Source organism: Parabacteroides sp. D25 (assembly GCF_000307475.1).
GTDB lineage: Bacteria > Bacteroidota > Bacteroidia > Bacteroidales > Tannerellaceae > Parabacteroides > Parabacteroides distasonis.
The window spans coordinates 1-15,790 of sequence record NZ_JH976509.1 but is presented as its reverse complement, the minus strand read 5'-3'; the positions used below and the strand labels follow the sequence as shown (position 1 = coordinate 15,790).

Below are 15,790 nucleotides of genomic sequence, written 5' to 3'. Positions count from 1 at the left end.
GATTAAAGTGTGAATAACCGTATTCTTTCTATCTGTTGAAGAACTCCGCCAGCAGCCTGTTCCGGTCAGGATGACTGCTTATCTCCAGTATCGGGTCCAGCAGTGTGGAGATGTGTACGGGTCCGCCCTTTTCCCGTGGAGGGAATTTGACGGTCGGTTCCGGGACATGGTACTTTCTTCTTGCCGGTATCGGCATTGGTATCTGTACCGGTGCCGTCGGCGGTCTTGAGATGATTGCTTGATTCATGACTTTATCATTTTAATTGTGGATACTCGGGCTTTGGCAGCCCGTTGAACTACATGGGCTTTACGGCAGACGCTTCCGGAAAGGCAAGGCTTTCGGGAAAAATACCGCAAGCCCTCCGGGCGAGGATGATTTTTCCGCGAAACCCGAAGGGTCCCGGCCTTGCCGTCCGAAAAGAAGCGTTTGCCAACTTTGCCCTGTAGTTCCCGGTCTGCCAATGGCTGTATATGCCTCTCTTTCCTTTCCGTCCCTGATCCCGTCATCCTTGTCTTCATAAAGTATGGGATACCAAAAGAGCCGTCCGTTGGGACAGCCCTGTCCTGCAAGGTGTTGCAGTGGTTTATATGCCGCATTTGTTTCATTTCCCGATATTGTATGCCGGTGGAATCAGAATACCAGGCAGCTGAGGATGCAGAAAAGTATCGCCGCCGCTACCAGAAGGCAGGCGATTTTATAGAGGAACCTGAAGAATCCCCTGAAACAGACGATGGCGACTGCCGCCCATACCGGTGAAATCCCTCTTGAATAAAGATAACTGAACATTATGAAGGCTGCGGCGGCCAGTGCCATTCTTTTTATCCATTTGCCGGTTCTCGGTTTTTCGATACATTCCTTTGCTTTCATGATCATTTGCTATTAAAAGGTGAAACATGTCATTTCCAATTTCAGGGGCCAGGATGCGGACCGCCTCCACTGGCAAGGTTTTCGGGGAAAATACCGGAGCAGGGCGAGGATGATTTTCCCCCGAAACCTGCAAGGCCCGACCTTGCAGGTGGAAACGGGCGGTTCCGCTACCTTTGCCCCGGAATTGGAATGACGGTATCATTTACCTTTCCCGCCCTTGGATTTTGGAAAAGAAAGTTTCAGGTTAAAACTTTCGTCAAAAATGATTGCCGCATCGAAAGACACCCCTTTCTTGCCCTTGAAACCCTTGATCAGTCGGGTGGAACCGGAAGAGAAAAGCTGTTCGAGATGCTGGTCCGTCAGTTCCTTGTTCAGAAAATGGCGGAACACCAGCAGTCCGCATCCTTCACGGTCGCATTTCGCGACTTTGGACTTCACCACCACGTTGCCGGTCTTGCACTTGGGGCAGGCAAGGACGCATGATGACGGCTCCGGAAATTTGAGACGCAGTATCTCGCCGGTCACTTTTCCCGTGTATTCCCTGATGGAGAGCATGAAGCTTTCCGGATCGAGGGTACGCCCCTCTATCTGTTCCAGTGCTTTTTCCCATGTGCCGGTCAGCTTCGCGTCAGCCACCATCATGTCCTTTACCGATTCATAGAGATAAAGCCCCTTTTCCGTCGGACGGATACTCTTGCCGGAACGCTCGATGTAGTCACGTTTGAGCAGGGTCGTGATGATGGCGGCACGGGTGGCAGGCGTACCGATACCCGTATCCTTCACCGCTTCGCGTGCCTGTCCGTCAGTGATTTCCTTGCCGCAGTTCTCCATAGCCGTGAGCAGGGTGGCTTCCGTATAAAGAGGTTTGGGCAATGTCTTTTTCTGTGACAGTCCATGTCCCATGACCGGTATTTCCTCACCCTCTGTAAAAGATGCTGTGCCTTCGTCTCTTTCCGGCTCGTCCTTTTCCCGGTCCTCCTTTCGGGAGAACACCGCCCGCCAGCCCGGATTGGCGATAACAGTGGAACGGGAGTGGAAGTCCAGTCCCCCGCATACGCACTCCATGAGCAGCAGTTCTTTCTCGCAAGGGGGAGAGAAGGCTTCCAGCATCCTGCCGGCTATCAGAGTATAAACCGTGGATTCCGCTTCGGACAATCCCTCAGGGACGATACCGGTGATAATCAGCGCATGGTGGTCGGTCACTTTTGCGGCATCCACGCTTCGTGTATTCAGGGCGGAAAGGTCTAAGCTCCTTCTGTACTCACGAAACTCCGGCATGGCTGTTATCTTTTCCAACAATACCGGAATGTGCGCCATGACATCCTGCGGAATATACCTGCTGCCTGTCCTCGGATATGAAACCAGTTTTTTCTCGTACAGGGACTGTGTGATGGCAAGGGTCTTGTCCACCGGAAGGTCGTAATGAATGTTACAGTCCTTCTGGAGGGCTGTCAAATCGTATAGGAGCGGAGCCTGCTGGAATATCTTCCCTCGCTTTACTTTAGTGATTGTTACCACCGATCCGGGGGTAATACTCTTGTATGCCGCTTCCGCCATATTCTTGTCCTTGAACTCCTTCGTGTGGATGAACTGCCGGTGCCCGTTGTCCCTTTTCAGCACTATATGCAACTGCCAGTATGGTGTGGAGACGAAGTTACGGTTCTCCTTGAAGCGTGCGCATATCATGGCAAGGGTCGGTGTCTGTACCCGTCCGATGGAGTTGTTCACCGAACCGGAGGCTGCCGCCAATGCGCGGCTGGCATTCATGCCCACCAGCCAATCCGCCTTCGCCCTGCTGTCCGCGGCTGCATACAGGCTGTCATATCCGGTTCCTTCCTTGAGGCTTGCCATTCCCTCACGGATGGCCTCGTCGGTAAGCGAGGAGATCCACAACCGTTTGAACGGCTTGGTACAGCCCAAATAAGAATATATCCACCGGAAGATGAGTTCCCCCTCACGTCCGGCATCGGTCGCCACGATGATGCTCTCGCATCCGGCGAGCACTTCGCCGATGACCTTGAGCTGCCTGCCGGCTGCGATGTCCGTCACCATCCCCCTGTCAGTGCGTACCTGCCGCACGACAAGACGGAACGGATCGGGAATCATCGGAAGGTCTTCGGCGGCGGTTCTCGTGTAGCCGTATGCATCCGGTAAGGCCAGTGACACCAGATGTCCCAGTGCCCATGTCACCATGTAACCGTTTCCCACTATGTAGCCGTCCTTTTTTTCTGTAGCCCCGACCACACGGGCTATGTCCTGACCGACACTCGGTTTTTCTGCTATGATTGCTATCATGATTCGGATAAAGTCAAGCCGTTTCCCGCTTGCCGGTGTGTGGTGGAACGGAAAACGGCGGTTATACATTCAGTTTACATATTATATATAAGGAGGGGCTACTGTTGTCCGAAGGGTTTGATGCCGAGGATTTCGAGCAGCGGTCCGCCGTCCTTGCGCACCAGCTGTAGCGTGGCGTCCATCACCACGTCCACACCAAGCAGCACCAGGCTGAGCCGTATCACATTCGTTTTCTCCCCCTTGAGCAACGTGTCGAGTTCTCCCGACATTTCCAGCTCGTCTTTCAATATGCCGATACCTGCCAGTTCCTCCCAGTTTACGTCCTCTACCTTGAAAGGCGTGTTGTTTTCCTTGTTCATTTCCATATTTCTTTTCTTTTAGGATTCCACATTCATTTGATTCATGCATCATGCTATACTTGCGCCTTTGGATTTCCGGCTGCCCTGTTCCTGCCTCTGTGTTTCAGCCACGACATTTCGTTGCGAGGCGTCACGCTTGCGGTCGGGGTTCTCGTTGTAGAAGTCCAGCCTGCCCTGGTTGAAGTTCGCCTTGACATACTGGGAGATGGTCTTGCCGTCATATCCCTTGATACCCTCCACCAAAACAGCCTTGCCACTCTGCAGGTCGGAACGCTGCTTGCGGGTAAGCTCCACATCCCACACCTTATCCGGAATCTTGAATTCCGCACGCTGCTCGAAACCGTCCGGAGTGCGTGAATAACTGAGCCGTCCGGTTTCCAGGTCCGCCTTGATGAACGAGGAGAACTCCTCGCCCTTGCGGTTCACCATGTCATTGAGGAAGATGGTCCTGCCCTCCCGTAGTTGTTGCTGCTCCTCGGCGGTGATTTTCACGCCATTGATCTCGTTCGGGATATAAATTTCCCGTGCGCCCTCCGGGGAGTCGGGATTGTAGCGGGTATAGGCGGGCCTGCCCGTCACCTCGTCCAGCTTGACATAGGAGGAGAATCTCTCCCCGTCCTTACGCTCCATTCCCTCCACGAAAATGGCCTTTCCGGCATTCAGGTCTTCAACCTGCTGTTTGGTCAGTTCCACGCCACCCAATGACTGGCGGTTGAAGAGCTTGTCGTTATCGAAGATATATTCGATACCCCTGCGCTCGGCGTTGATCTGGATGTGGGCGTCGAACTCCTTTCCGTTGTTGGAAATCATACCCTCGATGAACACCTTCTTGCCTTCGCGCAGGTCGTTCTGCTCCTGTTCGGTAAGCTTTACGCCTTTAATCTCCTTCGGGATGAAGACATTTTCCGCACGCATGGCGACCACCTCATTGGTGAGCTTGTCAATGCTGACAAAAGAGGGGATGTATTCACCGCCACGTCCTTTCAGTTCCACGACACGTCCCATATTGCCTGTTTCAAGCAGATTCTTCTTGTCCTCCTCGGAGAAGATATGCCCGAAGTACGGGCGGTCAAGTTCGGGTTTCTGCCGGATACCGTGGATGCCCAGCACGATGGGACCTCCCACGGACTGCTGGAGTGACAGCCGTGCGTCGGTACGCAATACGGCAGAACCGAAATTCATGCTGATGGGCACGACCTGGTTGGTCTTGTAGCCCCTGAGCATCTGGTCAAGGAGTCCGCGTTCCTGAAGATACTCGCGGGACAGCCCGTATTTCTTCAGTTCCTCCCAGTTGATCATGGATTCATTGTAGCGGTATTTCGGCTGCTGCGCGGTTTCCGGAGCGGCCTGTTGCTGTGTCTCAGTTTTTTTTGCCATTTCTTCTTGATTTTGATGGTTTATACTTTGGTTTTCTTTGGAGCGGGGAACAATCTCGTATTTCTTTAGAAATTCCTCCACCGCGTCTGATTTTCTGCCTGCGGCAAGATCCTCGATTGCCTGTCTGACTTCCGGGTTGTCCAGCGCATTCTCCTTGACGGAAAGGATGCCGAAACGAGTCGGGTCTTTCAACTGGCTCCAAAAGTTCTTCAGGAAATTCTCGAACATGCTGGCATATCGGTCAATTTTCAGGAAAGAGTTCCGGTGTTTTTTGTCTGCCGAAACCGTCTTGTACCTGCCGTTCTTGTCGATGTCGGATATTGCCTGTAGAAGCAGTTCCATCTTGTCGAGGATAAACACGATGTCGCTCAGCTGGGCGTTCTCGGTGACTTGCGTTTTTGGGGGTTCGTCCCTTACATTTTTCTTTGCCATAACTGTAATTTTTAGGGTTTATAACTGTTGTTGTCACCGCAAATATATAGTCATAAATTTGATAAATCACTATTTCTCAATGCGTTATACTATCTGTTTCATCGGATGTCATCACGTTTCACCGCAGAGGGAGAAAACGCAAGGCGGAAAAACGGAAGAATCAAGGATAAAAGTGTGAGAAACGTACCGGGTCCGATAAAAGAAGAGAGAGAAATACGCGAAGGGAAAGCCAAAAACAAAAAAGGCGGAACGGGAAAATGGGAAAGGGTAGAAAAGCCGCAAACGACACGAAGCCGATAAAGAGAAACTGTATTATGCAGAGTGGAGAGCGAGCTGTCTTTAGTCCCCGCTTCCTTCTGTTACTCCATAGGACTGGATGAGAATTTACGTGCGGTTGATGTTGACAGCATAATCCATTAGGACATCAGGTGTCGGCAAAATACCGCCGCCGGATTGTATCTTGGTTTTGTCCTATGCGTCGTAGGTCGCTTCGCTTGCTAAGTCCCGGAACGTTTCTCCAACTCGGACGGCGATACCGGAACGTTTTTTCGGGTGAAAAATTACCGAAGGGAATTTTTTGCCCGAAAACCGCAGGCCTGAACGTAGAAGGTATCGTCCCTCCGAGTTATCTTCTTAAAGGGACTTGACAAGTGAAGCGTGGCTTATGATGGATTTTTATAGAGAAATATGGAAAAATGTACCTTTAGCCCAAGAAAATTGCAATCATTTCGCAGAAGTAATCAGAAAGTGATTACTCTTGCAGAACGATAATACATGAAAAAATGTTTTTGTTCACTCATCTATAGATGTTCATTTTTAATGAATGCGAGCAAATAATGAACATGGATTCGCTTATATCCGCCTTCTATTGGAGAAAATTGGTCTTTTACCCATTTTTCTCCAATAAAATAACCGTAATACTGATAATTTTCACTACTTTTGCAACATGATTATACCAAGGGATAAATATTTGCAAGAGCTAAGAAGTGTGATGCACAACGGAATGATTAAGATTATTACCGGTGTACGCCGTTGTGGAAAATCTTATCTTCTATTTGAATTATTCAAACAATCATTACTTGAAAACGGTGTGAATGAAGAGCACATTATTCAAGTTGATTTGGAAGACCGACGTAATAAACACCTCAGAGAGCCGGACAGATTATTGGATCACATCGATGGACATATCACAGATAACGATATGTATTACATACTATTGGATGAAATACAACTTGTTCCTGAGTTTGAAGATGTACTCAACAGCTATCTGAAAATTAAAAATACAGACGTATATGTAACAGGAAGCAATAGCCGAATGTTGTCCAGTGATGTAAAAACAGAATTTCGTGGTCGAGGGTATGAAATCAGAGTCCATCCACTGAGTTTTTCGGAATTTCTCAAGGCAGGACAGTACACAAATGAACTTTCTGCCCTACAGGATTATATGATTTATGGAGGAATGCCACAAGTCGTATCTTTTTCAAAGAAAACAGAAAAAGAAAATTATCTAAAATCCTTGTTTCAAGGAACTTATATACGCGATATAAAAGAGCGTTACAATATTAGGAACGATGATGATTTGAGTGAACTTATAGATATTATTGCTTCCAACATAGGCTGCTTGACCAATCCGACAAACCTTGAAAATACATTCAAGTCCGTAAAAGGTCATAGTATTTCAGATACAACCATACAGAGTTATCTTGGAATGTTACAAGATGCCTTTATGTTGGAAAAAGCCATTCGATATGACATCAAAGGAAAGCATTACATCAACACGCCTTCAAAATATTATTTTGAAGATGTCGGACTACGTAATGCCCGTCTGAATTACCGTCAAATTGATGGGGGTCATCTTATGGAAAATATCATATATAACGAACTGCGTATCAGAGGGTATTCGATTGATGTAGGGCAAGTGGAAGTGAGAATAACAAATGATGATGGAAAGAAAATGCGAAAACTACTGGAAGTTGATTTCATTTGCAATAGTGGGGATAAACGTGTGTACATACAATCAGCACTTGATATGCCCACTCAAGAAAAAATTGACCAGGAAACCAATTCCCTTCGTCATATCAAAGATGGATTCCCTAAAATAGTCATTGTGGGAGGTTTGACCCCTTCTCATGTGAATACAGATGGCATATCAATCATTAATATAATAGATTTCCTTAAAGATACAGAAGGAAATCTATTATGAATCCACCATAATATGTAGCATAATAGTGTGTAAAAATAGTAAGGACAATGTGCATAATGCACCCAAAATATAAATCCACCCCTGCTACAAATAGCTGTAACAGGGGTGGTTTTATCAGAAAGGGAGTTTTGACTTTACCTGCACCGTTTTTCACGCAATTGCAGATTAACTTGTGGTATAAAAATTTTATGTATGTATGCTCCAGCCGTGAAATGGTTCCATCATTACGGCAAAAGACTCATCCGGTCTGCCGTGATAGAGCAATCCACCCACAATGCCGTTTCTTCCATCCGGTGTCCTTTCCGCAAATCCGAATGAATACGGAGCGAAATCGTAATACAGTTCAATTTCATACCTGCCGCCAGAGTTCTTCTCCCATTGTTTGAGGCGTTCAATGCAATTCTGAAAGGTTGTGTCACCAATACTTTTGGCGTATTCCGCCACCTTGTCGTAGTGTTCCTGACATTTGATTTTCATATCCGGTAATTTTAAGTTGTTTGTAGCAATTCTTCGTATATTCCGAAATCGAGGCATCCGGCAACAGTAAAATCCTCCCCATCTTTGTCCGTCAATGATTTCAAGTCTTCCAGACTATTGCAGTAGAAGAATATCTCGTCATCCTTTTCCGTGTCGGATTCCATAGCCAAAGCGATCCTTACTTCTACTGTTTCCAGTGTGTCACACCATCTGATGACACAGTCCGCATAATGAGGTTCACATCCTTGCTCACTGTAGAACTTCAGATAAAGACCTCCTATTTCCTGTCTGACTTCATCGGGCTTTTTCCATGTACTGTCATCCACGATTTCAAAGCCTATTCCTTCAACCAACAGGCACGTGCCATTGTCATTGACCATCATGGTGCGCTTGCCGATATGTTTTTCTCGTATTTCCGCCCAATCTGGCAAGTCCCAACGTTCTACAGTCCAGATTCCACGGTAATTTTCCGGGATGGCATTGTATTCACTCAATATTATCTTTTTCATTTCAAATCGGTTTATGCTGTTATAAAAGTCACTTCATACGTTTTACATGGTTTCCCAAAGGCCGGGTAAGCATCAAACTCTCTGTATGCTTCCCAATCCACCGACATGGTATATCCGTTCGGAAAATTTTCACCGATGAATCGGGTTATCAGATCCTTGTCTTCATCGGTAAGGAACAATTCTTCTTCAATGCCGTACTCCAATGCAAAAATCGCCCATTCGGGAATGTTGTTCCAAACGAGCGGTGTATTATTGTTTTCCTTCATACTTTCAAGTTTATTGCGGTGATACCAGCAGTCTTTGGATGATGCCGTCAAGTTCCGTTTCCCATTTGTCCGTACCGTTAAGGAGAGACGGGTAAGTCAACTGTTGCCATTGCCGGTAGTCGAAGAGTTTCATCCGGAGCGGATAATAATCAAAAAGTTTCCGTCCTTCGGAGAATATTCTCAGGTGATTGACACCTACTTCCATCAGTTTCAGACCGTAATGGTCGATAATCTCATGAAATCTATTCATCGGTGTGAAATTGCTTCTTTTCCTCATAATTCATTTGTCATTATAATTCGTTCAACAATACATTTTATACAAATCGGTATCTGACAGCGTACACAACTCTTCATCCGTACAGTAACCGTCAATCTCTTCGCTGGCTTCCATTGCCTCATATATACCGTTACGCATATCGTTTGCCAGTTCATTCCGCAGGCTCTCCACTGACACCCTGAATATATGGTTGCCGGCATCTATTTCCCTGACGGGATAGACACATCCTTTCCAATGGATTTGCCCGATGACGATTGCTTCATTCGCATTTTCAGCCATCCAGTCCAGGTATTCTTTAATGATATCCCCATGACAAGGATCCGGTTTGCAGAAACATCCCAATGTCTTGCCCTGCAAATTCCCGATCCGCTTGCGGAACTCTTTATCCGTACTCAGGCGATGATAAAAGTATTTCCTGTATCGGCCAAGCGTACTGCCTTTTGCCATCGTTGCTTCCAGTCTGAACGGATTCCCGAAATAACCGTCCTTGCCATATCCAGCCCTGCCAATGTACACGTCACAGGTTTCCTTGCGGATATTGACCACTCTTGTTCTGCCCATAGCCATATTTCTTTTATTCAGTTAAACATTCACCGGCTCGTGAGCCGATATTTTATTTCTTGCCTGCATCACTGTCCCGTGCCGGATTGTGCAAGGCTTTCCGGAAAAATACCGCAAGCGGAGCGCGGAAGATTTTTGCGGAAACCCGTAAGGGCTTGGCCTTGCTCAATCCAGGCGGGCACGGGACTACCTTTGCAGGCTGAAATAAAAAAGCGGACTTGTTCTATTCGTCTTTTTTATCATCTTCCTTCTGCGGAATCAGGTGTTTCAGATCCGGATCATTGGCTATCCTTGCCATCTCTTCCTCAATGATCTGCAGTACGTCAGCCTTGATGCGTGAATAGTTGCGGTCTATCTGTTGCTGCATGATGTCGTTGCCGTCCTCGTCCTTGAACTCGTTGATGACGGGTATCTTCTTGTAGGCTTTTGTTTCCGCCGCCACTTTTTCACTGTCGACAATAATCCGCGCATGGAAAATCTTCTGTTCTATCTCTTCTCCGAAATTGTCCGCCACGCTGCCCACGAATGTTCCCTGCGAGAGATTGGCTATTTTGGATGCCGGTATCAGAGAATCCAACTGCGTGTTGATGGAGGTGGATGTATCCTGCCGGTTGATGGAGATGGATTGCCTTTGTTGCAGGATTTTACCGAACCGCTCGGAAAGGCTCTTTGCGGTTTCACCTACCACTTGGCCGCTGAATATATTGCCGACCGTATTTTGGATTACCTTCGCCTCTTTTTCACCGTAGTCACGGGTCAGCTGGGAGAAATCCTGGAAGCCGAGACAGACTGCCACTTTGTTGCTTCGGGCGGTGGCTATCAGATTGTCAATACCCCGAAAATATATCGTGGGTAGCTCATCTATGATGATGGAGGATTTCAACTGTCCTTTCTTGTTTACCAGTTTCACTATACGGGAATTATACAGACCGAGAGCCGCCGAGTAGATATTCTGCCTGTCCGGATTATTTCCCACACATAGGATTTTCGGATGTTCAGGATTATTCAAATCCAACGTGAAGTCATCGCCTGTCATGACCCAATAAAGCTGCGGTGAAATCATCCTCGAAAGCGGGATTTTAGCACTCGCTATCTGGCCATAGGCTAAGCACCCGGCGCCTTGCCGTGTTTTATCACGATAGGTTTCCAAGCACTCGCCTCCGAACCGTGCATACAGGTCTCCCCGTACACGGCTCTCCACCTTCTCATTCAATCTAACTTTCCTGCGTGTATCTTGTGATGACAAACTGAACATACTGCTAATGTTTTACGTTTACGTGAAATCATTTTAATCTCCCAATCACTTTTGCCATTAAGGTCTTTAAGTTTACGTACATGGTGCATTTCGAGGTTGTCCGTAGCACCGCAGTTTTCACATACCCGTGCTTGAAGTCTCTTGATTAAACCATTTCTGCCGCCCGTTATGGCAATCGTGTTGGGTAGTCTGTCATCTAAATACCGATTAGGCAGTTCCTTACGTTTAAAGCCTTTGTCATAGAACTCACGTTTGAACTCATATCCATTTTTATTGGTGTACGGTATGGCAAACACTCCGTTTTTCTTGTACCTTGCTATGATTTTCTTTTTCGAGGTACTGTATTTTGCGGCATATGTCTTATACATACTGTATTCCATTATATTATAGAATGAATCTATCACAGGACTGTTGTTTGCAATCGAATAGAAGTTATAGAACCCCATGATTTCGGAGTTATATTGGCTTATAATCTCCAAATCATCAAGACAACGCATGTATGAACGACCTTTTGGCTTCCAGATTTCCTTTCCATTTTGTACGGTGATTTTTACCGCATCATATTCAAGGAGTTTCTTTCTCATAACCTCGGTTGTCACATACAAAACTATCTTGTGGTCTAAGCTTCTTGTTAAATGTCCGTTTTTATCCCTATGGATATCGTTTGACTTTCTCACGAATATGTCATATCCGAGAAATTTAGCATGTTTCCTTGCATTAGTAATCAGCGTTTTCTCATCAGATAGTTCCAATTTCAATTTTTCAGCCATAAATTTCTTTATGTCCTCTTTGATATGGATACAGTCTTCTTTACTGCCAATAATACCAATCAGGAAATCATCCGCATATCTCACATATTTCAGTCGTTTCATGTCCGAGTCCATTTCATCACTTGCGGGATACTTAAGACGTTCTTTAACAATCTCTTTGATTTGCATCATCAGTCGTTGACGTTCAACTTCGTCCGTTGACTTTTTTAGCTTCTCCACTACCTTGGCTTTCCGTTGTCCAAAACGTTTTACTATCGGATTTTCTTTACGCCTTTTCCCTTTATCAAATCTATTGATGTATTCCTTAATGTATTTGTCAAACTTGTCAAGATAGATATTTGCCAATATGGGACTTATTATTCCACCTTGAGGTGTTCCACTATACGATTTGTGAAATACCCAATCTTCTACATACCCGGCATTCAGGAACTTTCGGATAAGACGCAGAAAGCGTACATCCGAAATACGTTCTGAAAGAATTGCTATCAATACTTCGTGGTCGATATTATCAAAGAAACCTTTGATGTCTCCCTCGATAAACCACTTTGTATTGTTGAATCTCTTTTGGATGTTCCAAAGTGCAGTCTGTGGACTTCTCTGTGGTCTGAAACCATGAGAGGAGTTTTCAAAACTACCCTCATAGATTGCTTCCAAAATCATTCGAATAGCTTCTTGCAGGAGCTTGTCAATGAATGACGGAATACCCAGCGGTCGCATCTTCCCGTTTTTCTTGGGAATATACACCCGTTGAGGGGGATTCGGCTGATACGTCTCATCTTTGAGCGTATCAATCAACCGTTCAATATGAGATATACTGAAGCCGTCAACGGTTTTTCCGTCAACACCTTTGGTCATATTGCCCTGTTTTGCATATATGCGTTGGTAGGCAATATAGTATATCTCTTCATTAAACAGTATCCGGTACAAACGTTCAAACTTGTACTCCAAGTCGGAACTATGTTGTGTTAGACTGTTTAATATCTTCTCTGGATTTCTTTTCATGTCTCTCACATTTTCCAAAATTTGACATTAAACGATATTGGCTGCTTCCCTTCGCCATGTACAAGGTTTTCCCTTGCTCGGACTACTACGGAAGCTCTGTTGCCATATGGGTTGCCCCACTTAGGCAATCCCCGTTTAGACATATAATAACTATTTGGCATGATAGATTGTCGGATACGACTTTCGTCCTTTACTATGTATGTAGTTGCTCCGTGATAAGTTCTTTTGCCCAAACAACCTACAAGGCGAAGTTGGGTATCACGGCTTGGCGTCTATAACTGTCTTCCGCCAAGGCTTAACCATCGAGCCGCTCGGACTATCGTTTAACCAGTATAGGCTTTATCCTCATATCTATCGTTTCACCTCGCCACCCGGTCAGGACTTGACAATTAGTCCACTTGTGGCTTTACCGACATGCTACACTCCCCATCGTCTTTCGTTGAATGGATAAGTCGGCTGGTGATAGGTAATTATTTCAAAGAACACGTACCTAATAGCTTGCCAAAGCTATATTTATTATATGCCCTTACGGGCGCACCTGCAACTGATCTTGTGCTCCGCCCTGCCAGGCATCCATAAAGGGGGAAAGATAGTTTTCGAGGGACGGGTAAGAGGTGAGAATCGTGAAAATATCAGCATACGGCTTGTTAAGGAATTCTATCGCGTGAGGGAAGGTACAATACTTGCCGTCCTTGTAAATTCGCAGATACCAGATGATTGCCGCGAGCAGGATAATCGGTGATTCCACGAAAAAATCACCCTGCTTCTGTATATCGGGTAAGTCAAGGGCATTACTGCCCCCTTCTCCCCTAAGAACCGTACGTGAGAGTTTCCCCTCATACGGCTCAAGCAACTCAATATTTCTATTTGTTGTTAGAAATCGGCTCATACTTTCAACAGTTTCGTTTATTTCGCTTGTAGCAGTTGTTATGGACAAGTTGCCGTACAATTGAACCACCAACAGATATTTCATTGACGTTCCATGCTTTTGTACAATCTATCTCCTTGCCGCATAACGGACAAGTCCGCTTCTGCTTGTTCCATAAATATAAGAGTGACTTACGTCCTTTGAGAGATTCCAGCATTTGTTGCTCCTTTCGCTGAAAGAAATAATCATCGTATTCCGGGTCGAAAGGGTTTGCCTCCCCCTTGACTTGCTTGTACGGAGTATAATGTATATCCGACAACCTTTTAAGGGTCAGGTAGTTCACTTTCTTGCTTTTTGTTTCATATTTCCATGCAAACGTCCATTTACGCCCCCGAATTTCATGCCAATACTTATCTGCAACCCAAGACTTGCGTTTCTTTGGGTGGCGACGTAAAGCCCATTTCTTTGTGAGGTTGTAAATGTGATTGTCGCAACCGTGAAAAGCATTGGTTGATGCACCATATCGGTAATAGTTTCCCCAACCTGTTATCACAGGATTGAGCATTCGTATCAGCGATTCCTGCTTACACATTTTATGTCCTTTAACGATGTCACTGATTTTTGCCCTAAAGCGTTTCTGTGCATCTTTGGACGGAGATGTGTACAGCCTTTTGCCGAACTTCCTTACATTGAAACCTAAGAAATCAAATCCATCGTATATGTTCGTAATGGTAGTTTTCTCTTCGGATAAGGTAAGACCCCTTTCTTTGAGAAATTCTATCACCATTGGTTTGACCTCGTTTTCCAATAATTCCTTATCTCGACCCGTGATTATAAAGTCGTCCGCATACCTGATAAGATTCACTTTGTAGTGGAATGTCTTATAGTTGATGAAACGTCTTTTGAATCTTTCAGCCAAGAGTGGTTGAAGTCCGTCAAGTGCCATATTTGCAAGTGTCGGTGATATGATACCTCCTTGTGGTGTACCCTCTTCTGTCGGGAACAGTTTACCATTGAATACAGCTCCACATTTCAGCCATTTTCTGAGTATTGTTTTATCCATAGGGATATTTTCAATAAGCCAGTCGTGACTGATGTGGTCGAAGCAACCCTTAATATCTCCCTCCAAAATCCATTCGGGGGAATGCTGGCGATTTAGAACCGTATCAATCTGACGAATTGCGTCCATTGTCCTGCGCTTCTTTCGGAAGCCGTAAGAAAAACGGCCGCCTGTCGTTTCGGCTATCGGTTCCAATGCCATGAGATATAATGCTTGCATCGCCCTGTCTTTCATGGTCGGTATTCCCAACGGTCGGAGTTTACCGTTCTTTTTCTTGATGTGAACCCTACGGAGCGGCTGTGGATGGTAGCCACGACGTCTAAGTTCACCGATTGCTTTGTACTTGCGCTTGGGAGAGTCCCAAAGCTGTTTATCTACTCCAGACGTATTCTTCCCTTTGTTGGAAGTAACCCTCTTTACTGCCAATGCCTTGGCGTAAAAAGAGTGAGTAAGCATCCACTGCAAGGTTTTCACCTTGTTATGTCTGCCTTCTTTCTGAGCCTTTACAATACGCGCTTGTAGCTTTCGGACATAGGTTTCACACTTAGACCAGTTCATACCGTCCCAAGTCAGATTCCTGCTGTCAGCAGGCGCACACGATGTTTTAATCTCGTTCATTTGCTTTCCTCCTTTTGAAAGTTCTAAAAGTTATCTTGTAAAGAGTTACCATATACGGAAGTCTGCCCACTTTCGTGTCGGATGATGTTACCCTCATTAACTCGTGATGTTGGTTCAATCCGTATCCTCCCCATTACAGGGCGGCATTCGCTTTCTTCGTTATCTCATACCTGCACCCCATTCGGCTTGCCTTGCGGTTCGCTTACTCGCATTATTACGAGAGAGATACAGGCTTGCCCTGTTCCACGCAATTGACAAACGGATAGTTTAGGTTCTGCCAAGTCCGCCGGCAGTGCTATGTCCGTGTAACCCCAACATGGGCGAGGGTTATCCGACTGCTTACCTTTTGGTGAGAGCTAAAGTATCTTGCGCTCCTTCAAACCTTACGACGGCTAAAGTCAGTTCACATTACGTTAACCATGCTATCCAGCCTCGCCACTCGACGGTATGATACTAACCGCCCTTGACGTTCCCTCACGGTTCAGTCTTGTCCTTTCGGAAAGTGTACTTTGTCCTATAAGCTTAGCACAACCCATCACTGGAGATGCACCTTATAGTAGGCTACCGCTGACGGAACAGCGGGTTAAATCTTG

The 15,790-nt window shown here is 46.0% G+C and carries 15 protein-coding genes and 1 pseudogene; 2 read left to right on the top strand and 14 right to left on the bottom strand.

Going from position 1 to position 15,790, the window contains the following annotated elements; genetic code table 11:
• Positions 1-28: 28 nt before the first annotated feature.
• Positions 29-247: a hypothetical protein gene (locus HMPREF0999_RS19505; RefSeq protein WP_005644267.1), complete on the bottom strand. Its 219-nt coding sequence runs from the start codon at positions 245-247 to the stop codon at positions 29-31.
• A gap of 384 nt (positions 248-631) precedes the next feature.
• Positions 632-868, bottom strand: a complete 237-nt coding sequence (locus tag HMPREF0999_RS22790; protein ID WP_172986019.1) for a hypothetical protein — start codon at positions 866-868, stop codon at positions 632-634.
• Positions 869-887: 19 nt separating this feature from the next.
• On the opposite strand from HMPREF0999_RS22790, the gene HMPREF0999_RS22785 reads away from it, so the two are divergent.
• Positions 888-1,061 (top strand): hypothetical protein, encoded by a 174-nt coding sequence (locus HMPREF0999_RS22785; RefSeq protein WP_173022524.1) that lies wholly within the window; start codon positions 888-890, stop codon positions 1,059-1,061.
• 5 nt (positions 1,062-1,066) lie between these two features.
• Here HMPREF0999_RS22785 and HMPREF0999_RS19490 read toward each other — a convergent pair whose 3' ends face one another.
• The 3 genes from HMPREF0999_RS19490 to HMPREF0999_RS19480 all read right to left on the bottom strand — a co-directional run bounded on the left by HMPREF0999_RS19490 (position 1,067) and on the right by HMPREF0999_RS19480 (position 5,331).
• Entirely contained in the window at positions 1,067-3,163 is a 2,097-nt protein-coding gene (locus HMPREF0999_RS19490) for a type IA DNA topoisomerase (RefSeq protein WP_029257221.1), read from the bottom strand.
• A gap of 98 nt (positions 3,164-3,261) precedes the next feature.
• Entirely contained in the window at positions 3,262-3,528 is a 267-nt protein-coding gene (locus tag HMPREF0999_RS19485) for a DUF4099 domain-containing protein (RefSeq protein ID WP_005644272.1), read from the bottom strand.
• Positions 3,529-3,570: 42 nt separating this feature from the next.
• Positions 3,571-5,331 (bottom strand): DUF3945 domain-containing protein, encoded by a 1,761-nt coding sequence (locus HMPREF0999_RS19480; RefSeq protein WP_005644274.1) that lies wholly within the window; start codon positions 5,329-5,331, stop codon positions 3,571-3,573.
• A gap of 946 nt (positions 5,332-6,277) precedes the next feature.
• Between HMPREF0999_RS19480 and HMPREF0999_RS19475 the strand changes: the two genes are divergently transcribed.
• Positions 6,278-7,534, top strand: a complete 1,257-nt coding sequence (locus tag HMPREF0999_RS19475; protein ID WP_005644277.1) for an ATP-binding protein — start codon at positions 6,278-6,280, stop codon at positions 7,532-7,534.
• A 186-nt stretch (positions 7,535-7,720) separates the two neighbouring features.
• Here the strand turns inward: HMPREF0999_RS19475 and HMPREF0999_RS19470 are convergent, their stop codons facing one another.
• The 9 genes and pseudogenes from HMPREF0999_RS19470 to ltrA form a co-directional block, all read right to left on the bottom strand.
• On the bottom strand, positions 7,721-8,011 hold the full coding sequence (locus tag HMPREF0999_RS19470; protein ID WP_005644280.1) for a DUF4120 family protein: 291 nt from the start codon (positions 8,009-8,011) through the stop codon (positions 7,721-7,723).
• Between the two features lie 11 nt (positions 8,012-8,022).
• A complete protein-coding gene (locus HMPREF0999_RS19465) occupies positions 8,023-8,520 on the bottom strand; it encodes a hypothetical protein (RefSeq protein WP_009276708.1) in 498 nt (165 codons plus the stop codon).
• 11 nt (positions 8,521-8,531) lie between these two features.
• Complete coding sequence (locus HMPREF0999_RS19460; protein WP_005644282.1) at positions 8,532-8,786, bottom strand: DUF6926 domain-containing protein; 255 nt, start codon at positions 8,784-8,786, stop codon at positions 8,532-8,534.
• 10 nt (positions 8,787-8,796) lie between these two features.
• Positions 8,797-9,063, bottom strand: coding sequence for a hypothetical protein (locus HMPREF0999_RS19455; RefSeq protein ID WP_009276707.1), 267 nt, complete (start codon positions 9,061-9,063; stop codon positions 8,797-8,799).
• A 24-nt stretch (positions 9,064-9,087) separates the two neighbouring features.
• On the bottom strand, positions 9,088-9,624 hold the full coding sequence (locus HMPREF0999_RS19450; protein WP_009276706.1) for a DUF4326 domain-containing protein: 537 nt from the start codon (positions 9,622-9,624) through the stop codon (positions 9,088-9,090).
• Between the two features lie 223 nt (positions 9,625-9,847).
• A complete protein-coding gene (locus HMPREF0999_RS19445) occupies positions 9,848-10,879 on the bottom strand; it encodes a TraM recognition domain-containing protein (RefSeq protein ID WP_009276705.1) in 1,032 nt (343 codons plus the stop codon).
• Positions 10,834-12,651 carry a reverse transcriptase domain-containing protein gene (locus HMPREF0999_RS19440; RefSeq protein ID WP_009276704.1) on the bottom strand — a complete coding sequence of 606 codons (1,818 nt, stop codon included), beginning with the start codon at positions 12,649-12,651 and terminating at the stop codon, positions 10,834-10,836. The genes HMPREF0999_RS19445 and HMPREF0999_RS19440 overlap by 46 nt, the downstream gene beginning before the upstream one ends.
• A gap of 538 nt (positions 12,652-13,189) precedes the next feature.
• Positions 13,190-13,540, bottom strand: a pseudogene (locus tag HMPREF0999_RS22545) (conjugal transfer protein TraG); the annotation flags it as partial.
• 4 nt (positions 13,541-13,544) lie between these two features.
• Entirely contained in the window at positions 13,545-15,197 is a 1,653-nt protein-coding gene (gene ltrA / locus HMPREF0999_RS19430) for a group II intron reverse transcriptase/maturase (protein WP_009275190.1), read from the bottom strand.
• Positions 15,198-15,790: the final 593 nt, after the last annotated feature.

What these genes read in the sequence shown, in the direction of transcription:
- HMPREF0999_RS19475 (WP_005644277.1), top strand. Translation starts at nt 6,278, where the DNA reads ATGATTATACCAAGGGATAAATATTTGCAAGAGCTAAGAAGTGTGATG.
- HMPREF0999_RS19505 (WP_005644267.1), bottom strand. Translation starts at nt 247, where the DNA reads ATGAATCAAGCAATCATCTCAAGACCGCCGACGGCACCGGTACAGATA.
- HMPREF0999_RS19465 (WP_009276708.1), bottom strand. Translation starts at nt 8,520, where the DNA reads ATGAAAAAGATAATATTGAGTGAATACAATGCCATCCCGGAAAATTAC.
- HMPREF0999_RS19485 (WP_005644272.1), bottom strand. Translation starts at nt 3,528, where the DNA reads ATGGAAATGAACAAGGAAAACAACACGCCTTTCAAGGTAGAGGACGTA.
- HMPREF0999_RS19440 (WP_009276704.1), bottom strand. Translation starts at nt 12,651, where the DNA reads ATGAAAAGAAATCCAGAGAAGATATTAAACAGTCTAACACAACATAGT.
- HMPREF0999_RS19455 (WP_009276707.1), bottom strand. Translation starts at nt 9,063, where the DNA reads ATGAGGAAAAGAAGCAATTTCACACCGATGAATAGATTTCATGAGATT.
- HMPREF0999_RS19470 (WP_005644280.1), bottom strand. Translation starts at nt 8,011, where the DNA reads ATGAAAATCAAATGTCAGGAACACTACGACAAGGTGGCGGAATACGCC.
- HMPREF0999_RS19450 (WP_009276706.1), bottom strand. Translation starts at nt 9,624, where the DNA reads ATGGGCAGAACAAGAGTGGTCAATATCCGCAAGGAAACCTGTGACGTG.
- HMPREF0999_RS22790 (WP_172986019.1), bottom strand. Translation starts at nt 868, where the DNA reads ATGAAAGCAAAGGAATGTATCGAAAAACCGAGAACCGGCAAATGGATA.
- HMPREF0999_RS19480 (WP_005644274.1), bottom strand. Translation starts at nt 5,331, where the DNA reads ATGGCAAAGAAAAATGTAAGGGACGAACCCCCAAAAACGCAAGTCACC.
- ltrA (WP_009275190.1), bottom strand. Translation starts at nt 15,197, where the DNA reads ATGAACGAGATTAAAACATCGTGTGCGCCTGCTGACAGCAGGAATCTG.
- HMPREF0999_RS19445 (WP_009276705.1), bottom strand. Translation starts at nt 10,879, where the DNA reads ATGTTCAGTTTGTCATCACAAGATACACGCAGGAAAGTTAGATTGAAT.
- HMPREF0999_RS19460 (WP_005644282.1), bottom strand. Translation starts at nt 8,786, where the DNA reads ATGAAGGAAAACAATAATACACCGCTCGTTTGGAACAACATTCCCGAA.
- HMPREF0999_RS19490 (WP_029257221.1), bottom strand. Translation starts at nt 3,163, where the DNA reads ATGATAGCAATCATAGCAGAAAAACCGAGTGTCGGTCAGGACATAGCC.